This window comes from Streptomyces sp. NPDC059247, from assembly GCF_042754005.1.
In the GTDB taxonomy this organism is placed as follows: domain Bacteria; phylum Actinomycetota; class Actinomycetes; order Streptomycetales; family Streptomycetaceae; genus Streptomyces.
On the sequence record NZ_JBHYZW010000034.1, the window covers coordinates 1 to 25,171 of the forward strand.

The 25,171-nt window shown below is 74.0% G+C and carries 20 protein-coding genes; 5 read left to right on the forward strand and 15 right to left on the reverse strand.

What is annotated here, in order from left to right; genetic code table 11:
- Window positions 1-142: 142 nt before the first annotated feature.
- On the reverse strand, window positions 143-1,423 hold the full coding sequence (locus ACFXGN_RS31270; protein ID WP_384865612.1) for a radical SAM protein: 1,281 nt from the start codon (window positions 1,421-1,423) through the stop codon (window positions 143-145).
- 253 nt (window positions 1,424-1,676) lie between these two features.
- Here ACFXGN_RS31270 and ACFXGN_RS31275 point away from each other — a divergent pair, with 253 nt between their 5' ends.
- Window positions 1,677-2,069 (forward strand): VOC family protein, encoded by a 393-nt coding sequence (locus ACFXGN_RS31275; RefSeq protein WP_384865568.1) that lies wholly within the window; start codon window positions 1,677-1,679, stop codon window positions 2,067-2,069.
- A 12-nt stretch (window positions 2,070-2,081) separates the two neighbouring features.
- Here the strand turns inward: ACFXGN_RS31275 and ACFXGN_RS31280 are convergent, their stop codons facing one another.
- The 3 genes from ACFXGN_RS31280 to ACFXGN_RS31290 form a co-directional block, all read right to left on the reverse strand.
- A complete protein-coding gene (locus ACFXGN_RS31280) occupies window positions 2,082-2,573 on the reverse strand; it encodes a molybdopterin-dependent oxidoreductase (protein ID WP_384865570.1) in 492 nt (163 codons plus the stop codon).
- Window positions 2,574-2,722: 149 nt separating this feature from the next.
- Window positions 2,723-5,551, reverse strand: coding sequence for a molybdopterin-dependent oxidoreductase (locus ACFXGN_RS31285; RefSeq protein ID WP_384865572.1), 2,829 nt, complete (start codon window positions 5,549-5,551; stop codon window positions 2,723-2,725).
- Window positions 5,548-6,381 (reverse strand): FAD binding domain-containing protein, encoded by an 834-nt coding sequence (locus tag ACFXGN_RS31290; protein ID WP_384865574.1) that lies wholly within the window; start codon window positions 6,379-6,381, stop codon window positions 5,548-5,550. Before ACFXGN_RS31290 ends, ACFXGN_RS31285 begins: the two co-directional genes overlap by 4 nt.
- 346 nt (window positions 6,382-6,727) lie before the next feature.
- Here ACFXGN_RS31290 and ACFXGN_RS31295 point away from each other — a divergent pair, with 346 nt between their 5' ends.
- Complete coding sequence (locus ACFXGN_RS31295) at window positions 6,728-7,195, forward strand: SRPBCC domain-containing protein (protein ID WP_384865576.1); 468 nt, start codon at window positions 6,728-6,730, stop codon at window positions 7,193-7,195.
- Window positions 7,196-7,388: 193 nt separating this feature from the next.
- Here the strand turns inward: ACFXGN_RS31295 and ACFXGN_RS31300 are convergent, their stop codons facing one another.
- From ACFXGN_RS31300 to ACFXGN_RS31315, 4 genes are all read right to left on the reverse strand, one after another.
- A complete protein-coding gene (locus ACFXGN_RS31300; protein WP_366444972.1) occupies window positions 7,389-7,784 on the reverse strand; it encodes a hypothetical protein in 396 nt (131 codons plus the stop codon).
- Between the two features lie 77 nt (window positions 7,785-7,861).
- Window positions 7,862-10,054 carry an RNA polymerase recycling motor ATPase HelR gene (gene helR, locus ACFXGN_RS31305; protein WP_384865614.1) on the reverse strand — a complete coding sequence of 731 codons (2,193 nt, stop codon included), beginning with the start codon at window positions 10,052-10,054 and terminating at the stop codon, window positions 7,862-7,864.
- A 693-nt stretch (window positions 10,055-10,747) separates the two neighbouring features.
- Window positions 10,748-11,356 carry an HAAS signaling domain-containing protein gene (locus tag ACFXGN_RS31310; protein WP_384865578.1) on the reverse strand — a complete coding sequence of 203 codons (609 nt, stop codon included), beginning with the start codon at window positions 11,354-11,356 and terminating at the stop codon, window positions 10,748-10,750.
- Window positions 11,353-11,727, reverse strand: coding sequence for a PadR family transcriptional regulator (locus tag ACFXGN_RS31315; RefSeq protein ID WP_384865580.1), 375 nt, complete (start codon window positions 11,725-11,727; stop codon window positions 11,353-11,355). The genes ACFXGN_RS31310 and ACFXGN_RS31315 overlap by 4 nt, the downstream gene beginning before the upstream one ends.
- 292 nt (window positions 11,728-12,019) lie before the next feature.
- On the opposite strand from ACFXGN_RS31315, the gene ACFXGN_RS31320 reads away from it, so the two are divergent.
- Window positions 12,020-12,811, forward strand: a complete 792-nt coding sequence (locus tag ACFXGN_RS31320; RefSeq protein WP_384865582.1) for a DUF4239 domain-containing protein — start codon at window positions 12,020-12,022, stop codon at window positions 12,809-12,811.
- A gap of 66 nt (window positions 12,812-12,877) precedes the next feature.
- On the opposite strand, the gene ACFXGN_RS31325 is transcribed toward ACFXGN_RS31320, so the two are convergent.
- The 5 genes from ACFXGN_RS31325 to ACFXGN_RS31345 all read right to left on the reverse strand — a co-directional run bounded on the left by ACFXGN_RS31325 (window position 12,878) and on the right by ACFXGN_RS31345 (window position 18,898).
- Complete coding sequence (locus ACFXGN_RS31325; protein ID WP_384865584.1) at window positions 12,878-13,690, reverse strand: ABC transporter permease; 813 nt, start codon at window positions 13,688-13,690, stop codon at window positions 12,878-12,880.
- Window positions 13,687-14,691 (reverse strand): ATP-binding cassette domain-containing protein, encoded by a 1,005-nt coding sequence (locus tag ACFXGN_RS31330; protein ID WP_384865586.1) that lies wholly within the window; start codon window positions 14,689-14,691, stop codon window positions 13,687-13,689. Before ACFXGN_RS31330 ends, ACFXGN_RS31325 begins: the two co-directional genes overlap by 4 nt.
- Window positions 14,692-15,301: 610 nt before the next feature.
- Window positions 15,302-16,138 (reverse strand): DUF4097 domain-containing protein, encoded by an 837-nt coding sequence (locus tag ACFXGN_RS31335; protein ID WP_384865588.1) that lies wholly within the window; start codon window positions 16,136-16,138, stop codon window positions 15,302-15,304.
- An 84-nt stretch (window positions 16,139-16,222) separates the two neighbouring features.
- Window positions 16,223-16,741, reverse strand: coding sequence for a hypothetical protein (locus ACFXGN_RS31340; protein ID WP_384865590.1), 519 nt, complete (start codon window positions 16,739-16,741; stop codon window positions 16,223-16,225).
- A 195-nt stretch (window positions 16,742-16,936) separates the two neighbouring features.
- Complete coding sequence (locus ACFXGN_RS31345; protein WP_384865592.1) at window positions 16,937-18,898, reverse strand: amino acid transporter; 1,962 nt, start codon at window positions 18,896-18,898, stop codon at window positions 16,937-16,939.
- A 722-nt stretch (window positions 18,899-19,620) separates the two neighbouring features.
- On the opposite strand from ACFXGN_RS31345, the gene ACFXGN_RS31350 reads away from it, so the two are divergent.
- On the forward strand, window positions 19,621-21,450 hold the full coding sequence (locus tag ACFXGN_RS31350; protein ID WP_384865594.1) for an APC family permease: 1,830 nt from the start codon (window positions 19,621-19,623) through the stop codon (window positions 21,448-21,450).
- 126 nt (window positions 21,451-21,576) lie between these two features.
- Complete coding sequence (locus ACFXGN_RS31355) at window positions 21,577-22,323, forward strand: DUF4118 domain-containing protein (protein WP_384865596.1); 747 nt, start codon at window positions 21,577-21,579, stop codon at window positions 22,321-22,323.
- Between the two features lie 84 nt (window positions 22,324-22,407).
- On the opposite strand, the gene ACFXGN_RS31360 is transcribed toward ACFXGN_RS31355, so the two are convergent.
- Both ACFXGN_RS31360 and metE read right to left on the reverse strand, forming a co-directional pair.
- Complete coding sequence (locus ACFXGN_RS31360) at window positions 22,408-22,590, reverse strand: hypothetical protein (protein ID WP_384865598.1); 183 nt, start codon at window positions 22,588-22,590, stop codon at window positions 22,408-22,410.
- Window positions 22,591-22,829: 239 nt separating this feature from the next.
- Window positions 22,830-25,148 (reverse strand): 5-methyltetrahydropteroyltriglutamate--homocysteine S-methyltransferase, encoded by a 2,319-nt coding sequence (gene metE / locus ACFXGN_RS31365; protein WP_384865600.1) that lies wholly within the window; start codon window positions 25,146-25,148, stop codon window positions 22,830-22,832.
- Window positions 25,149-25,171: the final 23 nt, after the last annotated feature.

Consider the following 25,171-nt stretch of genomic DNA (forward strand, 5'->3'; position numbering starts at 1 on the left):
GCGTCCCCCGCGGGGGCTGCGCGTGCCGGTTGGGGGGGGGGGGGGGGCGCGGGCGGGGGGGGGGGGGGCCCCCCCCCCCCCCCGCGGGGGGGGGGGGCCCCCCCCCCCCCCGGGACCGGGGGCGGGGGTCACCCCGCCCGGGTCACTCGCCCGGCGCGGGGGACAGCGCGTCCATGAACGAACTGACGGAGAACACCGCGCGCCCCGGGCCGGAGGGGCCGTAGCCGGGCGGCGCGGCCAGCCCGTACTCGTCGAGGGTCGCCGTGTACGCCTCCAGGAGCCGCAGGTGGTACTCCAGCGGGGCGCCGTCCGGGTTCTCCCTGCCCAGCGGGGTCGTCGGCTCGGGGCACCAGGTGGTGAACCGGGGCGTGATCCCGCGCGACATGAAGAACCGCAGGCCCTCCCGGGTGGAGGCGATGGCCTCGTCCACGGTCAGGAAGCCGGAGGGGCGGGCCATCTCGACGCCCGCGACGAAGTTCGGGATGACGTTGCGCGGCCCGAACACCTCCGCCGAGTCCAGGATGCGCCGGTGCCACTCGTCCCGGCCGATGTAACGCTCCTTGCCGGGGCAGTACAGCTCGAACAGCCGCCGGTCCCACACCTCGTAGTTCGGGTGGTAGATCCGGATGCCGTAGTCGTGGAACCGCTGGACATCGGCCTTGGGCAGGGCCTGGGCCACGACCTTGCCGATCCATCGGCCGGGGAAGCGCTCCTCGATCGCGCGCGCGTACTGCCCGTAGAAGTCGGCCTCGTCCTTCCCGCCGACGCGGGAGGTGACCGCGCCGCCCGTGAGGGTGTACGCCGTCGAGGTCCGGGCGGTGTCGTGCCGGTCGATGATCTCCAGTGCCTCCAGCACCTCGTCCACCGGCTTCACCCCGGTGTACGGGCGGCCCGCCGCCTTGTGCTGGCGCCAGTTGTGGTTGATGTCGCAGTACTGGCACTCCTCCTTGGCGCCGAAGTACTGACAGACCCGGAAAACCGTGAGGTAGATCAGATAACCCCACTGGATGGTGGGGGCGACCTCCATCACGGACTTCCCGTTCGACAGCGGGTGCCGGTAGTACTCCGGCATCGGCGGCAGACCGACGTCCGCGATCCGCGCCCCGTCGAGGAACAGCGCGAGCGTCCCGTCCCCGTCCGGCGCCACCCGGTACGGCGACGAGGGGTTGACCCGCACCGACACCACCGTGCGGCGCAGCCCGTACGGGCCGCCGGTCAGCACGATCTCCTCCGGCGGCCGGTTCAGCGCCGCCTCCCCGAGCTCCGGCAGCGTGCGGTGGTCGAAGGAGAAAATGAAGTACGACTTCGGCTTGACCTCGCCGCCCTCGTTCCCGCTCAGCGCCGACGGGTCGAAGGCGAGCCCGCCGCGCAGCAGGTCCTCCTTGAACACCGCCTCCGGCGGGACGCCGGGGAAGCGTTCCATGAGGGACTCGACGACGGCGGTACGGGGCGGGGCGGCGCTGGACACGGGCGGATCTCCAGTGGTGAGGGGCGGAGCCGACGGAGCTCACGCTACGCGCGCGTGCGGACGCCCGGTCCGGCGGGACCCCGGCGCGTCCCGCCCCGGCGCCGTCCCCCGCCCCGCCCGCCGTCCGCGCGCCACCGGGGACCGCGCCGGGAGATGCTGGGGACGTCACACCCGCCCCAGCAGCCCCGGCACCCATCGGAGAGCACCCATGAGGATCAATCTGGCGAGCCTGCTCGTCGACGACCAGGAGAAGGCCCTGCGCTTCTACACCGAGGTGCTGGGCTTCCTGAAGAAGACCGAGGTCCCCCTCGGCGGGTACCGCTGGCTGACGGTGGTCTCGCCGGACGCCCCGGACGGCGTCGAACTGGTCCTGGAGCCGGACGCCGCCGTGCCCGCCGCCCGGGCGTACCGGGAGGCGCTCGTCGCCGCGGGCATCCCGCTCACGTCCTTCGCCGTGGACGACGTCCGCGCCGAGTACGAGCGCCTGCGCGGACTCGGGGTGCGGTTCACCCGGGAGCCGGTGGAGGCGGGCCCGGTGACGGTCGCGATCCTCGACGACACTTGCGGCAACCTCATCCAGCTCGCCCAGTACCACGGCTGAACCGGCGCCCGCTCAGGACGGCACGGGGTCCGGGAGGGCGCCGACCCAGACACCGGTGACGGCGCTGACGTACCGGGCGCCGCACCGGTCGGAGGGCACCACCAGCTGCGGTCCCGCCGCGTCCAGGTCCCCGCCGTCCATCCGGGTCGCCAGGAGGACGGGCGCGGCGCCGAAGTCGGTGTCGATCTCGGCCCACGACAGCACGGCCCTGTGCCCGTCGCCGCCGCTCACCACGAGCAGGAAACGCGCGCGTTCCTTGCGGCGGGCGGGGTCGAAGCCGGGCCGGGCCCGCGCCACCACCTCGCGCAGCAGCGGCCCCTCGAAGACGTGCCGCCGGGGCCCGCCGGTGGCGCAGTCGAACACGACCTCCGCCCGGTGCCGCTCCCAGCCGTCGCGGAGGTCCCCGACCGTCAGCAGGGCGGGCCGCGCGACCTCCCCCGACAGCGTGAACGCGGGGGCGCGGGCGGTCCGCGCGGGGGAGACGGAGACGACGGGTCGGCTCATCGGTTTCCCTTTCGGACGGGCGGTGCGGCGACTGCGCCCAGTGATACCCGGCCGCCGGGGCGGGGAACCGCATCCGCGAGCCGGATGCCCCCGGTCGGCCCGTGTCCATGGGCTTCCTCCGGGAGGACGACCGGCATCCTCCGGGACCGTCACCCGACCGACGGCCCGGCCACGTCCGGCCCGTCCACGCCCGGCCCGGCCCGCCGGTCCTCGCGGTGTGCGGCGAGGGCCAGCCAGACCCGGTCCCGGGTGAGGGGGAGTTCCGTGAAGCGGATGCCGGTCGCGTCGCGGAGCGCGTTCGCGTAGGCGGGCGCGACCGGGTTGAACGGGCTCTCGCTCATCGACTTCGCGCCCAGCGGACCGATCGCGTCGGAAGTCTCCGTGAAGTGGACCTCGGTCCGGGGCACGTCCGCGTACTGGGGGAGCCGGTAGCGGCGGAACGCGGCGGTGGTGACCTCGCCCCGCCCGTCGATCCGCACGTCCTCGAAGAGGGTCGCGCCGAGCGCCTGGGCGACCCCGCCCTCGACCTGCCCCCGGCACTGCATGGGGTTCATGACCTTGCCCGCGTCGGCGGCGTGGACGCTGCGCAGGACGCGGACCTCCCCGGTGTCCGGGTCGACGGCGACCCGGAACCACTGCGCGTTGAACGCCACCGACCGGGGCGAGCCGCCCCAGTGCCCGTCCGCCGCCAGCTCCTCCACCGCCCCGAGCGTGTGCCCCGCCGCGTACAGCTCCTTCAGGGTGACCGTACGGCCCCCGCAGTCGACCGACTCCGCGCCGAGGACGCAGCGGTGCCGGGCGACGCCCGTGTGCCGGGCGGCGAGGGTCCGCAGCCGCTCCGCGAGCGAGGTCGCGGCGAGGAGGACCGCCTTGCCCGCGACGACCGTGCCCGCCGAGCCGAAGGCGCCGGTGTCGTGGCGGACGACGTCCGTGTCGGACTGCCGGATCGTCACCCGGTCCCCGGTGGTGGCCAGGGCTCCCGCGGTGATCTGCTGGTGGACGGTGGTGGTGCCGTTGCCGAACTCGGCGGTGCCGACGGCCACGTCGTACGTCCCGTCGGAGCGGAGCGAGACCCGGGCGTCGGCGTAGTGACCGCCGGGCGGCCCGGTGGCGATCATCGCGAGCGCCGCGCCCTGCCCGACCAGCCAGCCCTCGGGCGCCTCCCCGGCGCTGAGGTCCCCGGCGAGTGCCTCCCGCACCACCGAGAGGCACTGGTCGAGCCCGTACGAGGCGATGTGCAGGTCCTCCTCCTCGCCGATCGGGCTGTGCATCGGGTCGCCGGGGCCGATGACGTTCCTCTCGCGGAGGACCAGCGGGTCCATGCCGAGGCGGTGGGCCAGTTCGTCCATGACGGACTCGACGGCGAAGGTGACCTGGCCGAGCCCGTACCCCCGGAACGCCCCGGCGGGGACGGCGTTCGTGTAGACCGACCAGGCGTCGACCTTCTTGTGCGGGGCGCGGTAGACGGCGAAGGACTCGCCGACGCTGTGGAACATGACGGCCGGACCGTGGTTGCCGTACGCCCCGGTGTTCGACACGACCCGCATCCGCACGGCGGTCAGGGTGCCGTCAGCGCGGGCGCCGACCTTGATGCCGATGGTGAAGGGATGCCGGGTGGTCGCCCCGGAGAACTGCTCGGCCCGGGTGTACTCCAGTTTCACCGGCCGCCGCAGCCTCAGCGCGGCCAGTGCGACGACGTCCTCGGTGAGCATCTCCTGCTTGCCGCCGAAACCGCCGCCGACGCGTCCCGCGACCACCCGCACCCCGTCCTCCGGCAGGCCGTACAGCGCGCACAGCGCACGCCGGGTCAGGAACGGCGTCTGCGTCGAGGAGCGCACGGTCAGCCGCTCGCCCGTGCCGTCCTCCTTCGGCTCGAAGTACGCGACGCAGCCGTGGGTCTCCAGGCTGGCGTGCTGCACCCGCTGGGTCCTGAAGGTGTCCTCGACGACGACGTCCGCCTCCGCGAAGCCCCGCTCGACGTCCCCGATCTCGCCGTGCACCTCGCCCGCCACGTTCGCCCCGGCACGGGCGATCCGCGCCTCCGGGCCCTTGTCGCCGTGCAGCGCGGGCGCCCCCGGCAGCATCGCCTCCTCCGGGTCGGTGACGTACGGCAGTTCCTCGTACGTCACCTCGATCCGGCGGCAGCCCTCCTCGGCGGCCCCCTCGCCGTCGGCGACGACGGCCGCGACCCGCTGGCCCACGTACCGGACGACGTCGTCGAGGACCCGGGTGTCGTCGGGGTCCTCGGTCGGATGCTCGTGGCGGGCACTGGAGTACAGCGTCGCCGGGGCGTCCTCGTGGGTGAACACGGCGACCACCCCGGGGACCCGCAGCGCCGCCGACGTGTCGATCGCGGTGATCCGGGCGTGCGGGTGCGGGGAGCGCAGCAGCTTCATGTGGAGCAGACCGGGCACCTCCACGTCGAAGGTGTACCGGGCCCGGCCGGTGACGACGTCGGGCCCGGCGGGCGCGCCGACGTTCCGGCCCACCGCCTTTCCCGCGCAGGGGAGTTCGGTGTGCCGCACCCCCCGCACGGCGTCCTCGACGGCCCGGTAGCCGGTGCAGCGGCAGAGGTTCCCCTTGAAGGCGCGGGGCAGGTCGTCCAGCTTCCCGTCGTCGTGCGCGGTGCCCCGCTCGGTCTCCAGGGCCGCCGTCGTCATCAGGAAACCGGCCGTGCAGAACCCGCACTGGTAGCCCTGAGCGTCGAGGAACTTCTTTTGTACGGGGTGGAGTTCGCCGTCCGGCGCGGCGAGACCCTCGACGGTGGTGACGGTCCGGCCGTCGGCCCGGACCGCCGGATAGAGGCAGCTGTGGACCGGCTCGCCGTCGACATGGACGGTGCAGGCCCCGCAGTCGCCCGCGTCGCAGCCCTTCTTGACGCCGAACCAGCCGCGCTCGCGCAGATAGGTGCGCAGGCACTGGCCGGGGCGCGGGGTCTCGTCGACGTGCCGGTCGTTCACGCGCAGTCCGAAGCTCATCGGGCACCTTCCTCGTGGTCGCGGACCAGTTCGCGGCGGACCTCCTCGGCGAGGCGCAGCGCCATGTGGCGGCGCCACGCGGGCAGTCCGTGGATGTCGTCGAACCAGTCCTCGTCGCGTACGGCCGCCCCGATCGCCCGCCGGAGCCGTGCGGCGTCCGGCGGCAGCGGGAACCAGAACCGGAACGGGCGGACGGTCGCCGCGCTGACCGTCACCGCGAGCGAGCCGTCCACCGGATCGAGCGCGCCGATCACCAGCGCCGCCGACCGGCCGAGGCCGTACAGCGACGCCTGGCGGAAGGCGGTCCGGCAGCCGAGCGCCCGCGCGGGCAGGGTGACCGAGCGCAGCAGCTCGCCCTCGGCGAGGTCCTTGCGCCCGGCTCCGGTGACGAAGTCCGCCACCCGCACCCGGCGCGACGAGCCGTCCTGAGCCCGCAGCAGGCACTCCCCGTCGAGGGCGGCGGTCAGCGAGATCAGCGGTCCGGCGGGCAGGGCGTTGCACAGGTTCCCGCCGACCGTCGCCATGTTCCAGATCTTGAACGAGGCGAGGAAGGCCCGGCAGCACTGCTCGAACAGCGGCGCCGCGGGGGCGTCCCAGGCGCGTCCGAACCGGGACAGCCGGGCGACCGTGCAGGTCGCCGCGATCTCCAGGGACCCGTCGTCCCGGAGGGTCAGCGGTTCCCAGCCGGTGCGGCTCAGGTCGATCAGTCTGCGCAGTCGGGGCTGGGGTTCGGAGAAGAGGTACGTTCCGCCGCCGAGCCAGGCGTCCCCCGGACGCCAGGGTTCGCGCAGCCGCGCGTCCCGGATGTCCGTCACCGTGTTCAGATCCATGCCCCGACCCGCCTCCCGACCCGTTCGGCCCCGACCCGGACCAGTGAAGCCCGGCGGGGGCGGGCGGGACGACTGGTGCGGACTCCGGAAGATCGGCCCGGGACGGGGGCGGGCCCTGGAGGATCGACCAGGGGCGCGCGGGCGGGACCGGTGCGTACCCCGGTGCGACCGGGCGCGGACCGGGGCACGCGCGGGGAGGAGGTGCGGACCGCGACGCGGCGGCGCGCGCGTCGGCGGCGGGGCACGCGCGCGTACGGGGTGTGCGGCGGCGGGGCGGCGCGGCGGGCGGCGCGTGGAGGTGAGAGGCTCGGCCGAGGGGCCCGTGCGGCAGGAGCGAGAGGTTCCGATGACGACACCCCCGACCCCCATGGACACCGTCACCCTGGAACGGCGGATCGACGCGCGTCCCGAGGCGGTCTTCGCGTTCCTCACCGACCGCGAGAAGTGGCTGTCCTGGATGGGGGAGGACGGTGTGTTCTCCATCGCCCCCGGCGGTTCCTACCGCGTCCGGGTTCCCGGCGGCGCCGTCGCCTCCGGCCGCTTCGCCGTGGTCGAGCCGCCCCGGCGGATGGTCCTCAGCTGGGGCTGGGAGTCCGGTCCCGTGTCCGTGCCGCCCGGCGGCAGCACGGTCGAGATCACCCTCGCGCCCGCCCCCGGCGGCACCCTGCTCCGGCTGGTCCACAGCGGGCTGCCCACCACGGAGGCGTGCGAGGCGCAGGCCGAGAGCTGGCAGCACCACATCGACCGGCTCGCCTCCCTGTCCGAGGGCCACGACCCGGGCCCGGACCCCTGGACCGACCGCCCGGCGGTCTGACCCGGGAGCGCGGGCCGGGGCGGGCCGGGTCAGTTAGGGCCGGGTCGGGTCGGGCCGCTTCGGGTCGGGGAGGACCCGGGGAGACCGCCCCGGCCCCGGACCCCCCGCCCCCTTAGGAACGGTGGCCCCGGACGGCACCCCGTCCCGCCCCCGTACACCGTTCACGGAAGTCGCGCTCCGTACGGTGGCGGCGTCAGGCGCCCACCGGTACCTGCGACTCGCGGCTCAGCAGGAGACCGAGACGCAGATAGGCGGCGAGGTCGGCGCCGGGAGCCTTGCGGACGACATGGCGGATCGCCTGCATCGCCTCCCACGCCGAGGTCTGCGCCAGCGAACCGCCCCAGGTGCCCCCGAGACCGTCCCAGAGGTACGCGCTGAACCCCAGCTGGAGCCCGCCCGCCCGCCGCCGTTCCTCCTCGTACGCGGCGAGCGCCCGGACGAAGAACCGTTCCGCCTCCACCGGGGGCAGCACGGTGCGGATGATCCGCAGATACGGTGTGACCAGCGACGCGACCTCGGGGCACTCCCCAGGGGGGACGACCGCGTCACGGGGAACGGGCGGGGGCGCGGGCTCGTATGCGTGAGTCATGAAACCTATCGATACGTCATCTCATCGCAGGAACCGGCGTGGCGCGCCCACGGACCGGCCCGGTTCGCCCCACGGCGTCAGGCGTCCGTGTCCGGCGCGCTCCGCAGCACGACCAGCCGACGCGTCGCCCGGGTCATCGCCACGTACCGGTCCACCGCCCCCTCGACCCCCTCGCCGAACCGCTCCGGGTCGACCAGGACGACCAGGTCGAACTCCAGGCCCTTCGCCAGCGACGGGGTCAGCGAACGGACGCGCGGCACCTCGCGGAACGCCGGGTCGCCGATGACGCACGCCACCCCGTCCGCCTGTTCCGCGAGCCACGCCCCGAGGACCGCGTCCCGGTCCCGGGCCGCGCCGTGCGTCACCGGGATGCCCGAGGAACGCACCGACGTCGGCACGTTGGCGTCGGGGAGCACGGCCCGGACGACCGGCTCGGCCTCCGCCATGACCTCCCGCGGCGTCCGGTAGTTGATGCCCAGGGACGCCACCGTGACCCGGTCGAGCCCCACCCGTCCCAGCCGCTCCCGCCACGACTCGGTGAACCCCCGCCGGGCCTGGGCCCGGTCGCCGACCACCGTGAAGCTGCGGGACGGGCAGCGCGACAGCAGCATCCGCCACTCCGCGTCCGTCAGCTCCTGCGCCTCGTCGACCACGACGTGCGCGAAAGGACCGGCCAGCGCGTCCGGTTCGGGCGCGGACACCACGGACTCGTCCACCAGACCGTCCATCAGGTCCTGTCCGCGCAGCATCGTCACCGCGCCCTCGCCGTCGTCGTCGGCCGCGAGCACGTTGTCGACGACCTCGGCCATCCGTGCCCGCTCGGCCGCCAGGACCGCCCGCCGCCGCCGGAGCCGTACGCCCGCCTCCGGGTCGCCGAGGCGCTGCCGGGCCGCGTCCAGGAGCGGCAGGTCGGACACCGTCCACGCCTGGGCGTCCGCCCGCTGGAGCCGCCGCACCTCCTCCCGGTCGAGCCACGGGGCGCACGTGCGCAGATAGGCGGGCACCGACCACAGGTCCCCGACGAGGTCGGCGGCGTCGAGCAGCGGCCACGCCCCGTGCAGCGCCCCGGCCAGTTCCTCGTCCTGCCGCAGCGAGCGCAGGAACGGCTCGAAGGGGATGTCGGCGTCCAGCCCGGCCAGCAGGATCGTGGCCAGCTCCGTCCAGATCCGGTCCCGTGCCTCGTTGTGCGGAGTGCCGGGCTCCGGCGCGTCGAACGCCTCCGCCCAGTCGTCGGCGGTCAGCCGCAGGTCCGCCCAGTCGGTCGTGACGGTCAGGCCACGGGTGGGCGGTTCCTCGTAGAACCGCACGGCCGTCTCGATCGCCGCCACCATGGCGGCGGACGACTTCAGGCGCGCCACCTCCGGGTCGGGCTCGGGGACCGCCCGCGCCCCCTCGGCCACGAGGTCCCGCACGGTGCAGGTCCGCACGCCCTCCTCGCCCAGGCTGGGCAGGACGTCGGAGACGTACGACAGATAGGGCTGGTGCGGTCCCACGAACAGCACGCCGCCCCGGCGCCGCCCGAGCCCGGGGTCCGCGTACAGGAGGTGGGCCGCGCGGTGCAGGGCGACGACCGTCTTGCCCGTGCCGGGGCCGCCGTCCACGACGAGCGTGCCCCGGGAGCCCGCCCGGATCGCGGCGTCCTGATCGGCCTGGACGGTACCGAGGACGTCCCTCATCCGGGCCGACCTGCTGCCGCCCAGACCGGCGATGAACGCGGACTGGTCGTCGAGCGCCGCATGGCCCTCCAGGGCCTCGGCGGTGAACACCTCGTCCCAGTAGTCCCCGATCCGGCCACCGGTCCAGCGGTACCGGCGGCGGCTCACCAGGCCCATCGGGCGGGCGTGGGTCGCGGCGAAGAACGGTTCGGCGGCGGGCGAGCGCCAGTCGACGAGCAGCCGCCGTCCGGTGCTGTCGGTGAGCCCGAGGCGCCCGATGTAGACGGGCTCCGGGTCGTCGGCGGCGACGATGTGCCCGAGGCACAGATCCAGACCGAAGCGGCGCAGGGTGCGCAGCCGGGCGGTCAGCCGGTGGACCTCGGCGTCCCGCTCCATGGCCTCGCGGCCGACCCCGCCGGGTGCCCGGCGCGCGGCGGAGAGCCGTTCGGACAGCTCCTCGACCGTCTGCCGGAGACCGGCCGACACGGCCGCGAAGTGCCGCTCGTCGCGGCCGGTCAGGGCCGGGTCCGCCTTGGCGGAGAGCCGGTCGGGAAGGTCGAACGCGCTGCTGGCGCCGGAGGGGACCGAAGGCTCCCTCGGCTCCCCCGCTTCCACCCCTTCCACCGGGGAAAAGACATGCACCGTGTGAATCTCCCGTGTTCGAGGACAGGCTCCGGCAGTGCCGGGAGGGGCGATTCTGCGGTACGACGGGGGCCTTGCCGCAAGCCCCCCGGTGCGCTATAGCTTGGTAGCGGCGGGAGAAGCGCCGAGCGCTCCCTGCCTCTTTCCGCCCCTCTCCGCCATTCCCCGCCTTCCCCGCCTTCCGGCCGTGGGACTCGCCACCGCCGCTGAGGCGTCCTTGTCGACCATGACGATTAGGGTTGGCGTCACGCGAGGGCAGGCACACCGGCACCGTCCCGTACCCCGGGGGGACCGAGCCGTTGTGCCCGGTCCAGCCGGTGGCCCCCACGATCCCGAGGCCGTGACCCATGCCCGGGAAGCTCGTCGGGAGCGTCCTCGGTTGCCGCGCCCGCGACTGCGGACGGAGCGGTTCACCGGTGGCGAGGACCTTCGCCCAGCGGCGCGGACCGCACGGGTCGGAGAGCCTCGCGCCCGCCGCCCGCGCCCAGCCCGGGTTCCGGTCCGTGGCGTCCTCGACGGCATAGCCCGGCGTCGGGTCGGCGCACCCGCCCACGCCCGGCCCGGAGAAGCGGGCGTCGTCGTCCGGGAGCGGCGTCCGGCGCGGGGCGGCCGGGCCGGACCATCCGCTCGCGCGGCACTCCGGCGAGCGGCCCCCGTACGGCGGGCTCAGACGCGGCGGACCCGCCACAGCCAGACGGACGGACCGACCAGCAGGACGGACAGCAGCAGATTGGCCAGGAGGTCCGGCTCGCCGCTCCCCGTGCTGCCCGCGGCCAGGTTCCAGAACCCGACGGCGACGATCGGCAGGACGGCGGACACCAGGACACCGGTGATCTTCTGGACGGCGGTCCAGTGCACCGAGGTGCAGAGGAGTACGGCTCCGGTGATGCGGAGCAGCCCGCCGACCAGCGAGCCGCCGTTGTCGTTGGTGAAGACGACCGCGAAGGGCAGCGCGAGGGCGAGCATCACGAGCGGGACCAGGGGGTGCACCCGGCCGCGCCGGGCGGGCGCGCCGACGGGACCCGGAGCCGGGGCGGCCGGGGCCCAGGCGGCGCCGTCGCCCGCCTCGGCCAGCGCCGTCGCCGCGATCGTCCGGGGGTCGCCGAGACCGGCCAGGACCTCGCCGACCGGGGCGTCGGGGCGTTCGGCCCGGGACACCTCGATGTGCTCGGCGAGGTCGGCGAGGAGTTCCTGGCGCCGGTCGGCGGGGAGCGTGGAGGTCTCGCGCTCGACGGCGGAGAGGTAGGCGCGTACGGGATCGGCAGAGGTCTTCACGAGGTGGCTCCGGGGGAGTGCTGGGGGGTGGTGAGGAAGGCGTCGACGGCGTCGCGGAAGCCGGGCCAGACGCGGCTGAACTCGTCGAGCGCGGCCCGGCCGGTGCCGGTGAGCGCGTAGTAGCGACGGGGCGGTCCCGAGTCGGACTCCTGCCAGGTGGTGGTCACCAGATCGTCGCGCCGGAGCCGGGAGAGCAGCGGATAGACCGTGCCCTGGCTGGTGGCCAGCGCACCGGACTCCTCCAGGGCGTGGAGGAGTTCCACGCCGTAGCGGGGCCGGTCCCGCATCAGGGCGAGCACGCAGTACTCCAGGACCCCCTTGCGGAGCTGTGCGGCAGCGCGGGCCTGCTTGGTGGCGTCACCTGGTTCCATGTCATGCAAGATACCTGGTCGGGCAAGAGGGGGTGAACGGGGGGCTGAACAGGGGGGCCGGACAGGGGGCTGGGCGGGGCCGGACGGAGGTCCGTCGGCCGCCCCGCACTGACTCCCCACTCGCTCGATCGGGTGAGATCGTGGTCCCGGACTTCTCGCGCGCCGGGGGCGCGTGAGCCCGGCGCGCACACGGCTCGTGCGGACGTACCGTCCCCGTGGAAGCGTGGAAGCGCTGTCCGACGGGCCCGGGGGCGACCGGCGGACGACCGGCGGATACCTAGACTCCCGGCTCATGTCGCTCTGGCTGCTCAACCACTTCAGCACCGTCACCCTGGCCGTGGTCATCGTCGGCGGGACCGTCTCCGTCGCCGTCGTCGGCAGTGTGCTGGCCCGCCGCAGACACCCGTCGCTGGCCGACGGCGAGCACAACGACATGGTCGGCGTGACGCTCGGGATGTTCGGCGCGATCTACGGGATCATCCTCGCCTTCGTCATCGTGACCCTGTGGACCCAACTGGAGAGCACCCAGACCGTCGTGGCCACCGAGGCGACCGACATCGCCCTCATCGCCCGCGACGCCGCCGCCTTCCCGCCCGCGGTCGAGGCGGCCGTCGACGAGGCCCTCAGCGGCTACGTCCACTCCGTCGTCGACGACCAGTGGCCCCGGATGAGGGCGGGACGGCCCAGCTACGGCGCCACGGCGGAACAGCTCCAGAAGGTCTTCGACGTCCTCCAGGCGTACGAGCCAAGGACCGTCCGCGAGCGGGTCTTCTACGAGGAGGCCGTCGGCCGCCTCAACGACGTCGCGGGCCAGCGCCGCTCCCGGCTGACGACGGCCGAGCAGGAACTCCCCCCGCTGCTCCAGATCCTGGTGGTCGGCGGCGCGCTCGTCCTGATCCCGCTCACCTTCCTGTACGGGATGCGGCGGCTGCGCGTGCAGATCCTCTTCGTGGCCTCGGTCGCCGCCCTCATCGGCTTCAGCGTCCTGCTGGTCGTCGTCCTCGACCGCCCCTTCTCCGGTGAGCTGAGCGTGAGCCCCGCCCCCTACAAGGAGGGTGCCCTGGCGCCGTACTGGACGAAGTGACGGCGACGCCGTGCGGCCCCGCCCGACGGGTCGTCGGACGGGGCGGGCCGTACGGGCGCGGGGGCCTCAGCGGGCGGTCCCCCGGCGGAAGGCGGCGCGGGACCAGAGGTAGCCGACCAGGGCGAGGGCGGTGCACCAGGCCAGGGCGAGCCAGCCGTCGGAGCCGATCTCCGTGCCGAGGAGCAGCCCGCGCACGGTCTCGTTGATCGGGGTGAAGGGCTGGTACTCCGCGAACCAGCGCAGGGCCGTCGGCATGGAGTCCGGGGTGACGACCGCGCTGCCGAGGAAGGGCAGGAAGGTCAGCGGGAGCGGGCCGTTGCTCGCGGCCTCGACGGTCTTGGCGCCCATGCCCATGGCGGCGGAGATCCAGGCCATGCCGAAGGCCAGGAAGAGCAGCAGACCGAGGGCCGCCACCCACTCGACGGGCGACGCGGACGGGCGGAAGCCGATCAGCAGGGACACCGCGGAGACCAGGACGAGGACCACCGCGACCTGGATGACGCTGCCGACGACATGGCCCGTGAGGATCGAGCCCCGGGAGATCGACATCGTACGGAAGCGCTGCACGATGCCCTCCGTCATGTCGGTGCAGACGGACACGGCCGTCGCCACCGCCCCCGAGGTCGCGGCCATCACGATGATGCCGGGCACCACGTAGTCGATGTAGTCGCCGCGTCCGCCGCCCCCCGCGATGCCGCTGCCGATCGCGCCGCCGAAGACGTACACGAACAGGAGCAGCATCACGAGCGGCATCACGACGATCGAGACCGTCATCGACGGGTAGCGCCGCATGTGCGTCAGATTGCGGCGCAGCATCGTCATCGAGTCGCGCAGGGCGTACGAGCGGGTGGCGGTCTGCGCCGGGGCGGTGGTGCTCATCGGCCGGACTCCTTCGAAGCGGCGGGGACGGTGGCGGCGGCGGGCCGGGGGCGGCCCGTGAGGGTGAGGAAGACGTCGTCGAGGTCGGGCGTGTGCACGGTGAGCGACTCGGCCTCGACTCCGGTGGCGTCGAGGACGTCCAGGACGGCGCGGAGTCCGGCGACCGACCCGTCCCCGGGGACCTGGAGGGTCAGCGACTCGTCGTCGCGGGTCGCGATGCCGAAGATCCCGGCGGCGGCGGTGAACTGGGCCTCGTCGGCGAACCGGAGGCGGACGTGACCGCCGGGGATCAGCCGCTTCAGCTCCTCGGCGGTGCCCTGGGCGACGATCCCGCCGTGGTCGAGGACCGCGATGTGGTCGGCGAGCCGGTCGGCCTCCTCCAGGTACTGCGTGGTGAGGAAGACGGTCACGCCCTGATCGGTGACCAGACCGCGGATGAGTTCCCACATGACGCGGCGGCTGCGCGGGTCGAGACCGGTGGTCGGCTCGTCGAGGAAGATGATCCGGGGCCTGCCGACCAGGGTCATCGCCAGGTCGAGCTTGCGGCGCATCCCGCCGGAGAGCGCCGTGACGCTCCGGCGGGCCGCCTCGGTCAGCTCGAACCGCTCCAGGAGCTCCGCCGCCCGCCGCCTGCCCTCGGCCCGGCCGAGATGGTGCAGATCGGCCATGAGGAGCAGGTTCTCCTCGGCGGTGAGCAGCCCGTCGACGGCCGCGAACTGCCCGGTGACGCCGATGCTCCGGCGCACCGCGCCGGGGTCGGTGGCCAGGTCGTGGCCGCCGACGCGGATCTCGCCCGCGTCGGCGGTGGTCAGGGTGGAGAGGATCTCCACCGTGGTGGTCTTGCCCGCCCCGTTGGGGCCGAGGAGGGCGAAGACCGTGCCCTCGGGAATCCGCAGGTCGATGCCGTCCAGCACCGTCTTGTCGCCGTACGACTTGCGCAGTCCGAGCGCGGAGATCGCGACGGCGCGGGTGGCGGTGGCCGCCGTGGACGCGGTGCTCATGATCGAGGGCCCTTCTTCGGGAGGGGAGCTGTCTGTGCGCGTTGCTCGTGCGTGCTGTTTGTGTGCGCTGCTTGTGCGTGCTGCTTGTGCGCGGGGAGGGCGGAGGACCGTCGCCGCGACCGTGATGCGAACGTCAGTACGAATTGCTGGGTGTGCGGATGCGCCGGTACGTGCGGGAGCGGGAGATTCCGGGGCGCGGGACCCGGAGAGGGGCCGCGAGGTACGGCCGGGCCGGTGCGGCGGCCGTCGGGTGCGGTGGGGTACGGGATCGTCGTCGCGCGGGCCCGGTGGCCGGAAGGGCGGAGTCTCCGGGCGTCTTCCGGTGTGCGGTGACGCTTCACGAGGGGCTCGGAAGTGGCCGGTGCTCGTGGGGAGTTCGTACGGTTCCTGCGGCTGCGGCTGCGGCTGCGACTGCGCGTGTGGCTGCGGGTGTGGGTGTGGCTGGGGTGGCTCTCGGCGCCGGTCCGAGTCGGTCCGGGCCGGGCGCGGCCGGTTCGGGTCGGAGTCTGCTTCGGGCCGGGGGCGGTTCGGGGTGGAGTCCGGCCGGGGGCGGGTCAGGGCCGGGTTCCCCGTGGGGCCGGGCCGTGCCGTTTCCCCGGCCCCCGGCGGGTCAGCTGCGGCGGATCACGATGTCGCCGACGCTCGTACGGCCCCGGACCTCGACGGTCTCGTCGGACTGCTCCGGCCCCTGGGCCGCGCCCAGTTCGTTGCGGACCCGGCCCATCTTGGACCGGACGTCGAGCCAGGCGGCCGTGCCCTCGGCGATGCCGACGTCCAGGCCGCCCACGGAGGAGTCCAGGGTGACGCGGCCCCGGATCACCTCGTCGAGGCGGATGGCGCCACTGGCCGTCCTGGCGGTGACCGAGGACTCCGCGCGGACGACCGTGATGGGGCCGTTGGACGAGTTGACGCGCAGTTCGCCGCCGATCTCGCCGATGACGGTCTCGCCGTTCAGGTTCTTCACGGTCGCGCCGCCGCCGATCCGGCCGATCCGCACCCGGCCGGAGCCCTGGACGTCGGCGTCGCCCGTGACGCGGTCCACGAGGATGTCGCCGTGCGGGGTCTTCAGACGGGCGGCCGTGGCCTCCTCCAGGTGGATGTGGCCGGTGGCGGTCGTCAGACGGCACTCGCCGAAGCCGCCCTCCACGATCAGGTCGCCGAGCCCGGACTTCCCGGTCAGGTCCGAGCCGGCCGGGAGCCGGACGGTCACGTCGATCACCCCGTACTTGCCGAACGGGGGGCGCTTCCTGGGGCCCTTGACGAGGAGTTCGCGGTCCGCGCAGGTCACCTTGGTCTCCTCGGCCGCCTGTACGTCCTGCTTGTTGCCGGGGTCGCTCGGTGCCACGTCGACCACGGTGTCGGTGCGCTTGCCCGCGATGACCCTGATCCGTCCGACCTCGATCTCGACGGTGGCGGAAACGGGCTCGGGAGTGTCGAAAGTAGGCATGGCTGTGCCGTCCCTTGGGGTGGGTGGTGGAGGCGGAGAGCCGGGACGTGCCCGGTACGGCGGTGGTGCGGGCGCGCGGTGCCGCTAGCGGACCCAGCCGGTGAAGCTCTGGCCCGCCGCCGAGCCCGCGGTGGTGCCACGGGCCGGGGCCGCCGTGGGTTCCAGGGCGGCGGCCACGGCCCGTACCAGCCAGGCGTTGACCGACAGGCCCTCGCGGTTCGCGGCCTCCTCGACCCGCACCTTGAGCTGGGCGGGGGGCCGGAAGTTGATACGGGCGGTGGCGCCGTCCTCAGCCTCGACGGGCACCGGGGGCGACGGCGGGGCCTGCGCCGGGGTCTCCTCGGCGAGGGGTCCGGCGGACGGCGGCGGGGTCACCACGAACTCGGGGTTCAGCCCCCGCAGCCGTACGTCGACCGAGCCGGGCGCGAGATCGCGGGTGACCTCGTCCATCGCGTCCGACAGGGCACCGAGGAGGGTCAGCCGGGCCGCCGATTCGAGCGGGCCGGTGAGCCGCTCGGCGAGGGCGCGGGCTTCCCGCCCCCCCGCCTCGGCGGCCACGCCGAGCTCATGGCGAAGACTTTCCACATACGGAGTGAGGTCCATGGAGCAAGCATGGCACCATCGTGGCGCCATGGCAAGCGTGATGGCGCCACTATGGCTTCGGGTTCTCTTCCGGTGGCGCTATCGAGCTGGGCGTCCGGCGTTACGGGTGCGTGCGCCGGTCCTTGTGCAGGGCGCCCGTGGCGCCACTGGCGCCATGAGGTCCGCTCGTGGCGCCAGGTCTTCGAGGGCGGTGGCTCAGCCGACGTGCACATGCGGCCGGAGCGCCCGGTCCGGCTCCGCCTCGCGCAGGACCTCACGGGTCACCGGGGCTATCTCGCCCTGCCCGAAGAGGAGGAAGCGGAGGAAGTTCGCGAAGGGATTGCCCTCGGTCCACTCGAAGTAGATGTGCGGAGGGGTGCCGGTGAGGTCCCGGGAGTGCAGCAGCAGGGCCGCGAGCGCGTTCGGCACCGAGGACGACTCGACGGTGAGGACGCGATAGCGGTCGTGCAGCACCTCTCCCCGTACGGTGAGCCCCGCCTCGAACTCCGACGGGTCGGTGACGGTCACCTCGACGAAGACGAAGTCCTCCACGTCCGTGAGGTCGTTGTCGGCGCGTATCTGCTCGACCTTCTCCCGGTACTCGGCCGCGTCCCTCGGCCCCGGCTCGTTGGCGATGAACCTCGGCGTGCGGCGGGACGCGTCCCGCAGGAACCGCTCGGCCGTGGCGTCCAGCTCGACATGGGTGACCCGCAGCTCGAAGGCGCGGCCCAGTCGCGAGAGCAGGGAGACGAGGATGATGCCCGCGATGAAACAGGCGCCGATCTTCACGCCGTCCGGGCGCTCGATCACATTGAGGACGGTGGTGTAGAGGAAGACCGCCGAGATGACCCCGAAGCCGATGGTCCAGCCGCGCTGCCCGGCCTTGCGGGCGGCGATGGTCACGGCGACGGCGGCCGAGCAGATCAGCACCAGGACACCGGTCGCGTACGCGCCGCCCTGGGCGTCCACATCGGCGTCGAAGATCCAGGTCACCAGGAAGGCGACCAGGGTGAAGACCAGCACCATGGGCCGGACGGCCCGCGCCCAGTGCGGGGCCATGCCGTACTTCGGCAGGTAGCGGGGCATCAGATTGAGCAGACCGGCCATCGCGGACGCGCCCGCGAACCACAGGATGGCGATCGTGGAGACGTCGTAGACGGTGCCGAAGACACTGCCCAGGTACTCGTGGGCCAGATAGGCGAGGGCGCGCCCGTTGGCCTTGCCGCCGGACTCGAACTCCTCGTGCGGAATGAGGACCGTGGTGATGAAACTCGTACAGATCAGGAAGACGCTCATGATCAGCGCGGCCGTCGTCAGCAGCTTCTTGGTGTCCCGGATCCGCCCGGCGGGCCGCGCCTCGGTGTCCTCCGGATCGCCCTTGACGTGGGGCATCACGGCGACACCGGTCTCGAAGCCGGACAGGCCGAGCGCCAGCTTGGGGAAGACGAGCAGGGCCACGCCGATCATGGCGAACACATTGCCGTGCTCCTGGGTCAGCGCCGCCGACCAGTCGGTGACGACATGGCCCTCGGTGAGGACGCGCCACAGACCGGTCACCACGACGACGGCGTTCAGGGCGAGATAGGCCCCGACCAGGACGACGGCCACCCCGATGGCCTCCAGGAAGCCCTTGAGGAAGACCGCGCCGAGCAGCGCGATCAGGACCATGGTGATGATCAGCTGCTTGTCGTGCAGCGACTCCGCCAGATGCGGGTTCTCCACCAGGTGGGTGGAGGCGTCCGCGGCGGACAGGGTGATCGTGATCAGGAAGTCGGTCGCCGCGAAGCCCAGCAGGGTCAGGACGAACAGCTTGCCCTTCCAGAACGACAGCAGCCGCGACAGCATCGCGATCGACCCCTCGCCGTGCGGGCTCTCCTCGGCCACCCGCCGGTAGACCGGCAGCGCGCCCGCGAGCGTCACCAGGACGAGGACGACCGTGGCGACGGGGGAGAGCAGCCCGGCGGCGAGGGCGGCGATGCCGGGCTGGTAGCCGAGGGTCGAGAAGTAGTCGACGCCCGTCAGGCACATCACCCGCCACCAGCGCTGCCCCCGGTGCCCGGCGTCCGGGGCGGGCGGGGCGGGTTTGGAGGGCTTGCCCCGGCCCATGTCGGAGAGCCCCTCCAGCATCCACGCGCGCAATCGCCCGGGGCGCGTGCGCGTGTCGTTCGTGGCGGCCATGGGGTACTCCTGGATGGTGCGCGAAGAGGGGCGGATTCCGGCCATCCAGGGGACGGCTCAGGGCCATCGCACGGACGGCCGAGTCAGCGTAAGCAGCCCCGGAGGCACCGGCCCGGCCGTCGGCGTCAGGGATGCGTCAAGATCCCCTGATGGAGGGTTGGATGCCTCACACCGGCCCGGCGCCGGGCTCCCGGCCGGGCCGGGCCGCCCGCGAGATCCGGACGCGCGCCCGGGGCGCCGTACGGGCGGGGAGGGGTGCGCGGCGGCGGGTGCGCGATGGCCGCGCACGGCGTCCGTCGGCATCGCTGTGGCGGCCTATGGTGCCTGTACGGGGAGCCTCGTGCGGCTCGTCCGTGGCGGTCCGCGCGACGGCCTCCGGTACCTGTCCGTGGCGCGCCCGGACATCGCCCGTGCTGGCTTGATATCGCCCTTCCCCGGCTCGCGCCCTTCGTCCGGCCCGTACGGGCCCGCCACCCGGGGCGAGGCCCCGTCTGTCACCTGGGCCGCCCCCGCCCGCCACCCGCGCGGGCCCCGTCCGCCACCCGGGCGAGGCCCTGTCTGTCACCCGCGCGGGCCTCGGCCCGCCGCCCGCGCGGGGCGGCCCCCGTCAAGAACCCGTGAAAAGAACCCCGTCCCGCGCCAAGAACGCGCCAGCGCCGAGCGGCGGCGGCTCCGGCGGCCCCCAGTCTGAGCGGACCCGCACATGAATGGAGCCCGTCGGCATGACCGCCCTGACCACCGAGAACGGCGTTTCCGCCGCCCCGGACGAACCCCCCGATCCCGGCGCGCGCCACAAGCTGACGGCCGTCACCGGACTCGCCGCGCTCTCCCTCGACGCGATGGCCTCGGTGGCGTACGGTCCCGAGGCCATCGTCCTGGTCCTCGCCGCCGCCGGAGCCCACGGACTCGGCTTCACCCTGCCCGTCACCCTCGCCATCGCCGCCCTGCTCGCCGTGCTCGTCGCCTCGTACCGGCAGGTCATCGCCGCCTTCCCCGACGGCGGCGGCTCCTACGCCGTCGCCAAGGCCCACCTGGGCCGCCGCACCGGCCTGGTCGCGGCGGGTTCCCTGGTCCTCGACTACGTCCTCAACGTGGCCGTCGCCGTCACCGCCGGGGTCGCCGCCCTGACCTCCGCCTTCCCCGGGCTGTACGGCGACCGCCTGTGGATCTGCCTCGGCGTCCTCGTCCTGGTCACGGGGGTGAACCTGCGCGGCATCGTCGACTCGGCCCGCGCGTTCATCGTCCCGACGGCCGTGTTCATCGGCGCGATCCTCACCATGGTGGCCGTGGGCCTCTTCCGGGACGGCCCGCTCTCCACCGAGGCGTCCACGGGCCACCCCTCCGTACTCGCCGACAACGCCACCACCGTCGGCGCGCTGCTCCTGCTCAAGGCCTTCGCGTCCGGCTGCTCGGCCCTCACCGGCGTCGAGGCCATCGCCAACGCCGTACCGTCCTTCCGCGCCCCGGCCGCCCGCCGCGCCCGCCGCGCCGAGGTCGCGCTCGGCGCGCTCCTCGGCGTGATGCTGATCGGCCTGTCCGTCCTGATCTCCCGCTTCGGCCTCCAGCCCGTCGAGGGCGTCACCGTCCTCGCCCAGCTCGCCGACGCCTCCTTCGGACACAACGCGGCCTTCTACGTCGTCCAGTTCGCCACCATGGTGCTGCTCGCCCTCTCCGCGAACACCTCCTTCGGCGGACTGCCCGTCCTCCTCAAGCTCCTCGCCCGCGACGACCACGTCCCGCACGTCTTCGGCCTCAAGGCCGACCGGCAGGTGCACCGGCACGGCGTCGTCTGGCTCGCGCTCGTCTCGGCCGCCCTGCTCGTCTTCTCCGGCGGCGACACCAACACCCTCGTGCCCCTGTTCGCGATCGGCGTGTTCGTCGGCTTCACGATCGCCCAGACCGGCATGGTGCTCCACTGGCGGGCCGCGGGACAGTGGGGCAAGGCCCTGCTCAACGGCCTCGGCGCGCTGCTCACCGGCGTCTCGGCGATCGTCGTCACCGTCACCAAGTTCCACGACGGCGCCTGGCTGATCGTGATCGCCCTGCCCGCCCTCGTCCTCGCCTTCGAGGCGGTGCACCGGGCCTACGGCAAGATCGACGAACGTCTCGGCGTCGGCCGGACACCGGAGCCGCCGCACCGCGCCCGTTCCTTCGTCGTCGTCCCGGTCTCCGACCTGAACCGGCTCACCAGCGAGGCCCTGACCGCCGCCGTCTCCCTCGGCGACGAGGTCCGCGCGGTCACCGTCTGCCACGCCGACCCCGAGGACCTCGCCAGGACCGAGGCCCTGGAACGCGACTGGGAGCTGTGGAACCCGGGCGTCGCCCTGGTCCGGCTCACCTCGGAACGCCGTACGCTCGGCCGGCCGATCACCGCGTACGTACGGGAGCTGAGCGCCGCCCGGCCCGACCTCCGCGTCACCGTCCTCGTACCGGAGGCCGAACCGGAGCGGCGCTGGCAGCGCATCCTGCAGAACCGGCGCGGGGCGGTCGTCGCCCACGCCGTGCGACGCGACACCGACGCCGCCGTGTGCAGGCTCCGCTTCCGCTGCTGACGCCGGGGCGCCCGCCGCCCGCGCACATCAGGAACGCGTCAAGGACCCCTCCGCCCGGTGCCCCCCGTACCGCGCCGGGCGGAGGCTGGACACAGGGGGCGGTCGTCCGGTCCTGCGAGGTGGGTCATGAGGTTCACCGTCCGAGACGCGCTCGCGGTCGTCGCCGGAGCCGTCGCCCCGTTCGTGGCGGCGCTCCTGCTGCTCCCGCTGCGCGGGAGCGTCACCCCCACCAACACCGCCCTCGTGCTCGTCGTCGTGGTGGTCGCGGTGTCGGCGCTCGGCAACCGGCCCGCCGGGGCCCTCGCCGCGCTCTCGGCCGCCCTCTGGTTCGACTTCTTCCACACCCGGCCGTACCAGAGCTTCCACATCCAGGACCGGGCCGACCTCGTCACCGCCCTGCTGCTGCTCGCCGTCGGACTGATCGTCTCCCAGCTGGCCGCGCGCGGCCGGACCCTGGGCCGGGTCGCCGCCACGGACGCCTCCCACCTGGAACGTCTGCACGGCACGGCCCGGCTGGCCAGCCTCAGCACGTCCTCCGACGACGTCGTACGGCGGGTCCGCGCGGAACTGGCCGAGATCCTCGAACTCCGTGACTGCCGCTTCGAGTACGGCACGCTCACCGGCCGCCCGCCCCGGCTCGAACCCGACGGGAGCGTGCGGGTGGACGGCTGGGTCTGGGACCTGGAACTCCAGGGCTGGCCGGACGGCGCGACGGAACTCCGCGCCGTCGCCCACGGCCGCTACCAGGGCCGCTTCCTGCTGACCCCGGCCCCCGGAGCCGTACCGCCCTCCCTGGAGGCCCGTCTGGTCGCCGTGGACCTGGCGGCCCAGGCGGCGGCGGCGCTCGACGACGACCGGCCGGTACGGGCCTGAGGCCGTGGACGCGCGGGACGCGGGACGCCGGGACGCCGGGACCGGCGGGCCCCAAGGCCCGGCGGACACCGGGAACGGCCGAGGTCAGGGGCGGTACACGAGTTCCAGCAGGACGGCCGAGATGAGGAGCCAGGCACCGGCCCCGAGCAGCCACATGCTCCCGGCCGTCGCCCCGAGGGCGCTGACGACGACGGCGCCCGTGGCGAGCGCGGTCGAGAAGCGGCGCACCCGGTGGTCGGCACGCATCCGTCCGTCGGTTCGGCTCATGGGGGTGACTGTAGGGCCGGGAGGGCCCGGACGGACCGGGAACCGGAGGAGTCTTCACACGGCTCTGACGGCGGTACGGGACGGGCGGCCCGCCGGGGGCCGTCAGGACCCGTCCGGACGGCGTCCCGGCCCGCGCCCGGCGGCACCCGCCATCCGCTGCCCCGTGCGGGCAGGGGCCGCGAGCGGCGTCGGCCGCCCGGGACGGGTGTCGTCCCGGGCGGCCGACGCGCGGGGGCGGGTCAGGTGGCGGGCAGTTCCTCGCGGAGGGTGCGGGCGGCGGCGACGAGGTTCTCCAGGGAGGTCCGGGTCTCGGGCCAGCCACGGGTCTTCAGACCGCAGTCGGGGTTGACCCAGAGCCTGTCGGCGGGAATGGCCTCGAGCCCCTCGCGCAGCAGGGCCGTCGCCTCCTCGGCGGAGGGGACGCGCGGGGAGTGGATGTCCCAGACGCCCGGTCCCGCCTCCCGGGGGTAGCCGTGGGCGGCCAGCTCCCGGGCCACCTGCATGTGGGAGCGGGCCGCCTCCAGGCTGATGACGTCGGCGTCGAGGTCGTCGATGGCCTGGACGATGTCGCCGAACTCGGCGTAGCACATGTGGGTGTGGATCTGGGTGTCCGGCCGCACCCCGGCGGTGGTGAGCCGGAACGCCTCGGTGGCCCAGGCCAGATAGGCCGGGTGGTCGGCCGCCCGCAGCGGCAGGGTCTCGCGCAGCGCGGGCTCGTCGACCTGGATGACGGAGGTCCCGGCGGCCTCCAGGTCGTTCACCTCGTCGCGCAGGGCGAGCGCCACCTGGCGCGCGGTCTCGGCGAGCGGCTGGTCGTCGCGGACGAACGACCAGGCGAGCATCGTGACCGGGCCGGTGAGCATCCCCTTGACCGGCTTGGCGGTGAGGGACTGGGCGTACGCGGTCCAGCGCACCGTCATCGGCTTCGGACGGGAGATGTCACCGGCGAGGATCGGCGGCCGGACGTACCGGGTGCCGTACGACTGCACCCAGCCGTGCCGGGTGGCCAGATAGCCGTCGAGCTGCTCGGCGAAGTACTGCACCATGTCGTTGCGTTCGGGCTCGCCGTGGACGAGGACGTCGACGCCGGTCTTCTCCTGGAAGGCGATCACCTCCCGGATCTCGGCCTTGATCCGCTCCTCGTAGCCCGCCGCGTCGAGCGAGCCCGCGCGCAGATCCGCGCGGGCGGTGCGCAGTTCGGTGGTCTGCGGGAAGGACCCGATGGTGGTGGTCGGCAGCGGCGGCAGGCCGAGGTGCGCCCGCTGGGCGGCGGCCCGCTCCGGATAGGGCCGGGAGCGGCGGCCGTCCGCGTCGGCGACGGCCCCGACGCGGGCGCGGACGGCCGGGTCGCGGGTGAGGGGGGACTCGGCGCGGGAGGAGAGCGCGGCACGGTTGGCGGCCAGTTCGTCGGCGATGGCGTCGGTGCCCCGGGAGAGGCCCGTGGCCAGGGTGACGGTCTCGGCGGTCTTCTGCCGGGCGAAGGCGAGCCAGCGCAGGATCTGCGGGTCGACGTCCTTCTCCGCCGTCGCGTCGAGCGGCACGTGGAGCAGCGAGCAGGAGGCGGAGACGTCCACGCGGTCCGCGAGACCGAGGAGGGTGCCGAGGGTGGTGAGGGACTTCTGCAGGTCGTCGGCCCAGACGTTGCGGCCGTCGACCACGCCCGCGACGAGCCGCTTCCCCGGCAGACCGCCGACGGCGGCGAGTCCGGCCAGATTGGCGGCGGCGGGCCCGGTGAAGTCCAGGGCGAGCCCCTCCACGGGCGCCTTGGCGAGGACCGGGAGGGCGTCGCCGAGCCGGTCGAAGTAGGAGGCGACGAGGATCTTCGGCCGGTCCTCGACGGCGCCGAGGTCACGGTAGGCGCGGGCGGCGGTGTTCAGGTCGGCGGGCGTGCGGTCCTGCACGAGGGCGGGCTCGTCGAGCTGCACCCATTCCGCGCCCGCCGCGCGCAGGTCCGCGAGGACCTCGGCGTACACGGGCAGGAGCCGGTCCAGGAGGGTCAGCGGCTGGAAGTCCTCGGCCACCCCGGGGGCGGGCTTGGCGAGGAGCAGGTAGGTGACCGGTCCGACCAGGACGGGACGAGCGGTCAGACCCAGGGCGAGGGCCTCCCGCAGCTCCGCGACCTGCTTGCCGGAGTCCGCGACGAAGACGGTGTCGGGCCCCAGCTCGGGCACCAGGTAGTGGTAGTTGGTGTCGAACCACTTGGTCATCTCCAGCGGGGCGACGTCCTGGGTGCCGCGGGCCATGGCGAAGTAGCCGTCGGTGGCGTCGGCGGCCACGGCGTCCCGGTGCCGGGCGGGGACCGCGCCCACCATCACGGTGGTGTCCAGGACGTGGTCGTAGAACGAGAAGTCACCGGTCGGCACCTCGGCGATGCCCGCCCCGGAGAGTTCGAGCCAGTTCGCCCGGCGCAGTCCCGCGGCGGTGGCGTGCAGGGCGTCGGCGGTGACCCGGCCCTTCCAGTAGCCCTCGACCGCCTTCTTGAGTTCACGGTCACGGCCCTGCCGGGGGTAGCCGTACACGGTGGCGCGCGCGGCCGGGGCCGCTGACTTCGTGGTCACGGAGATCTCCTTCACGAGATGGA

What these genes read in the sequence shown, in the direction of transcription:
- ACFXGN_RS31270 (WP_384865612.1), bottom strand. Translation starts at nt 1,423, where the DNA reads ATGGAACGCTTCCCCGGCGTCCCGCCGGAGGCGGTGTTCAAGGAGGAC.
- ACFXGN_RS31275 (WP_384865568.1), top strand. Translation starts at nt 1,677, where the DNA reads ATGAGGATCAATCTGGCGAGCCTGCTCGTCGACGACCAGGAGAAGGCC.
- ACFXGN_RS31280 (WP_384865570.1), bottom strand. Translation starts at nt 2,573, where the DNA reads ATGAGCCGACCCGTCGTCTCCGTCTCCCCCGCGCGGACCGCCCGCGCC.
- ACFXGN_RS31285 (WP_384865572.1), bottom strand. Translation starts at nt 5,551, where the DNA reads ATGAGCTTCGGACTGCGCGTGAACGACCGGCACGTCGACGAGACCCCG.
- ACFXGN_RS31290 (WP_384865574.1), bottom strand. Translation starts at nt 6,381, where the DNA reads ATGGATCTGAACACGGTGACGGACATCCGGGACGCGCGGCTGCGCGAA.
- ACFXGN_RS31295 (WP_384865576.1), top strand. Translation starts at nt 6,728, where the DNA reads ATGACGACACCCCCGACCCCCATGGACACCGTCACCCTGGAACGGCGG.
- ACFXGN_RS31300 (WP_366444972.1), bottom strand. Translation starts at nt 7,784, where the DNA reads ATGACTCACGCATACGAGCCCGCGCCCCCGCCCGTTCCCCGTGACGCG.
- ACFXGN_RS31315 (WP_384865580.1), bottom strand. Translation starts at nt 11,727, where the DNA reads ATGGAACCAGGTGACGCCACCAAGCAGGCCCGCGCTGCCGCACAGCTC.
- ACFXGN_RS31320 (WP_384865582.1), top strand. Translation starts at nt 12,020, where the DNA reads ATGTCGCTCTGGCTGCTCAACCACTTCAGCACCGTCACCCTGGCCGTG.
- ACFXGN_RS31325 (WP_384865584.1), bottom strand. Translation starts at nt 13,690, where the DNA reads ATGAGCACCACCGCCCCGGCGCAGACCGCCACCCGCTCGTACGCCCTG.
- ACFXGN_RS31330 (WP_384865586.1), bottom strand. Translation starts at nt 14,691, where the DNA reads ATGAGCACCGCGTCCACGGCGGCCACCGCCACCCGCGCCGTCGCGATC.
- ACFXGN_RS31335 (WP_384865588.1), bottom strand. Translation starts at nt 16,138, where the DNA reads ATGCCTACTTTCGACACTCCCGAGCCCGTTTCCGCCACCGTCGAGATC.
- ACFXGN_RS31340 (WP_384865590.1), bottom strand. Translation starts at nt 16,741, where the DNA reads ATGGACCTCACTCCGTATGTGGAAAGTCTTCGCCATGAGCTCGGCGTG.
- ACFXGN_RS31345 (WP_384865592.1), bottom strand. Translation starts at nt 18,898, where the DNA reads ATGGCCGCCACGAACGACACGCGCACGCGCCCCGGGCGATTGCGCGCG.
- ACFXGN_RS31350 (WP_384865594.1), top strand. Translation starts at nt 19,621, where the DNA reads ATGACCGCCCTGACCACCGAGAACGGCGTTTCCGCCGCCCCGGACGAA.
- ACFXGN_RS31355 (WP_384865596.1), top strand. Translation starts at nt 21,577, where the DNA reads ATGAGGTTCACCGTCCGAGACGCGCTCGCGGTCGTCGCCGGAGCCGTC.
- ACFXGN_RS31360 (WP_384865598.1), bottom strand. Translation starts at nt 22,590, where the DNA reads ATGAGCCGAACCGACGGACGGATGCGTGCCGACCACCGGGTGCGCCGC.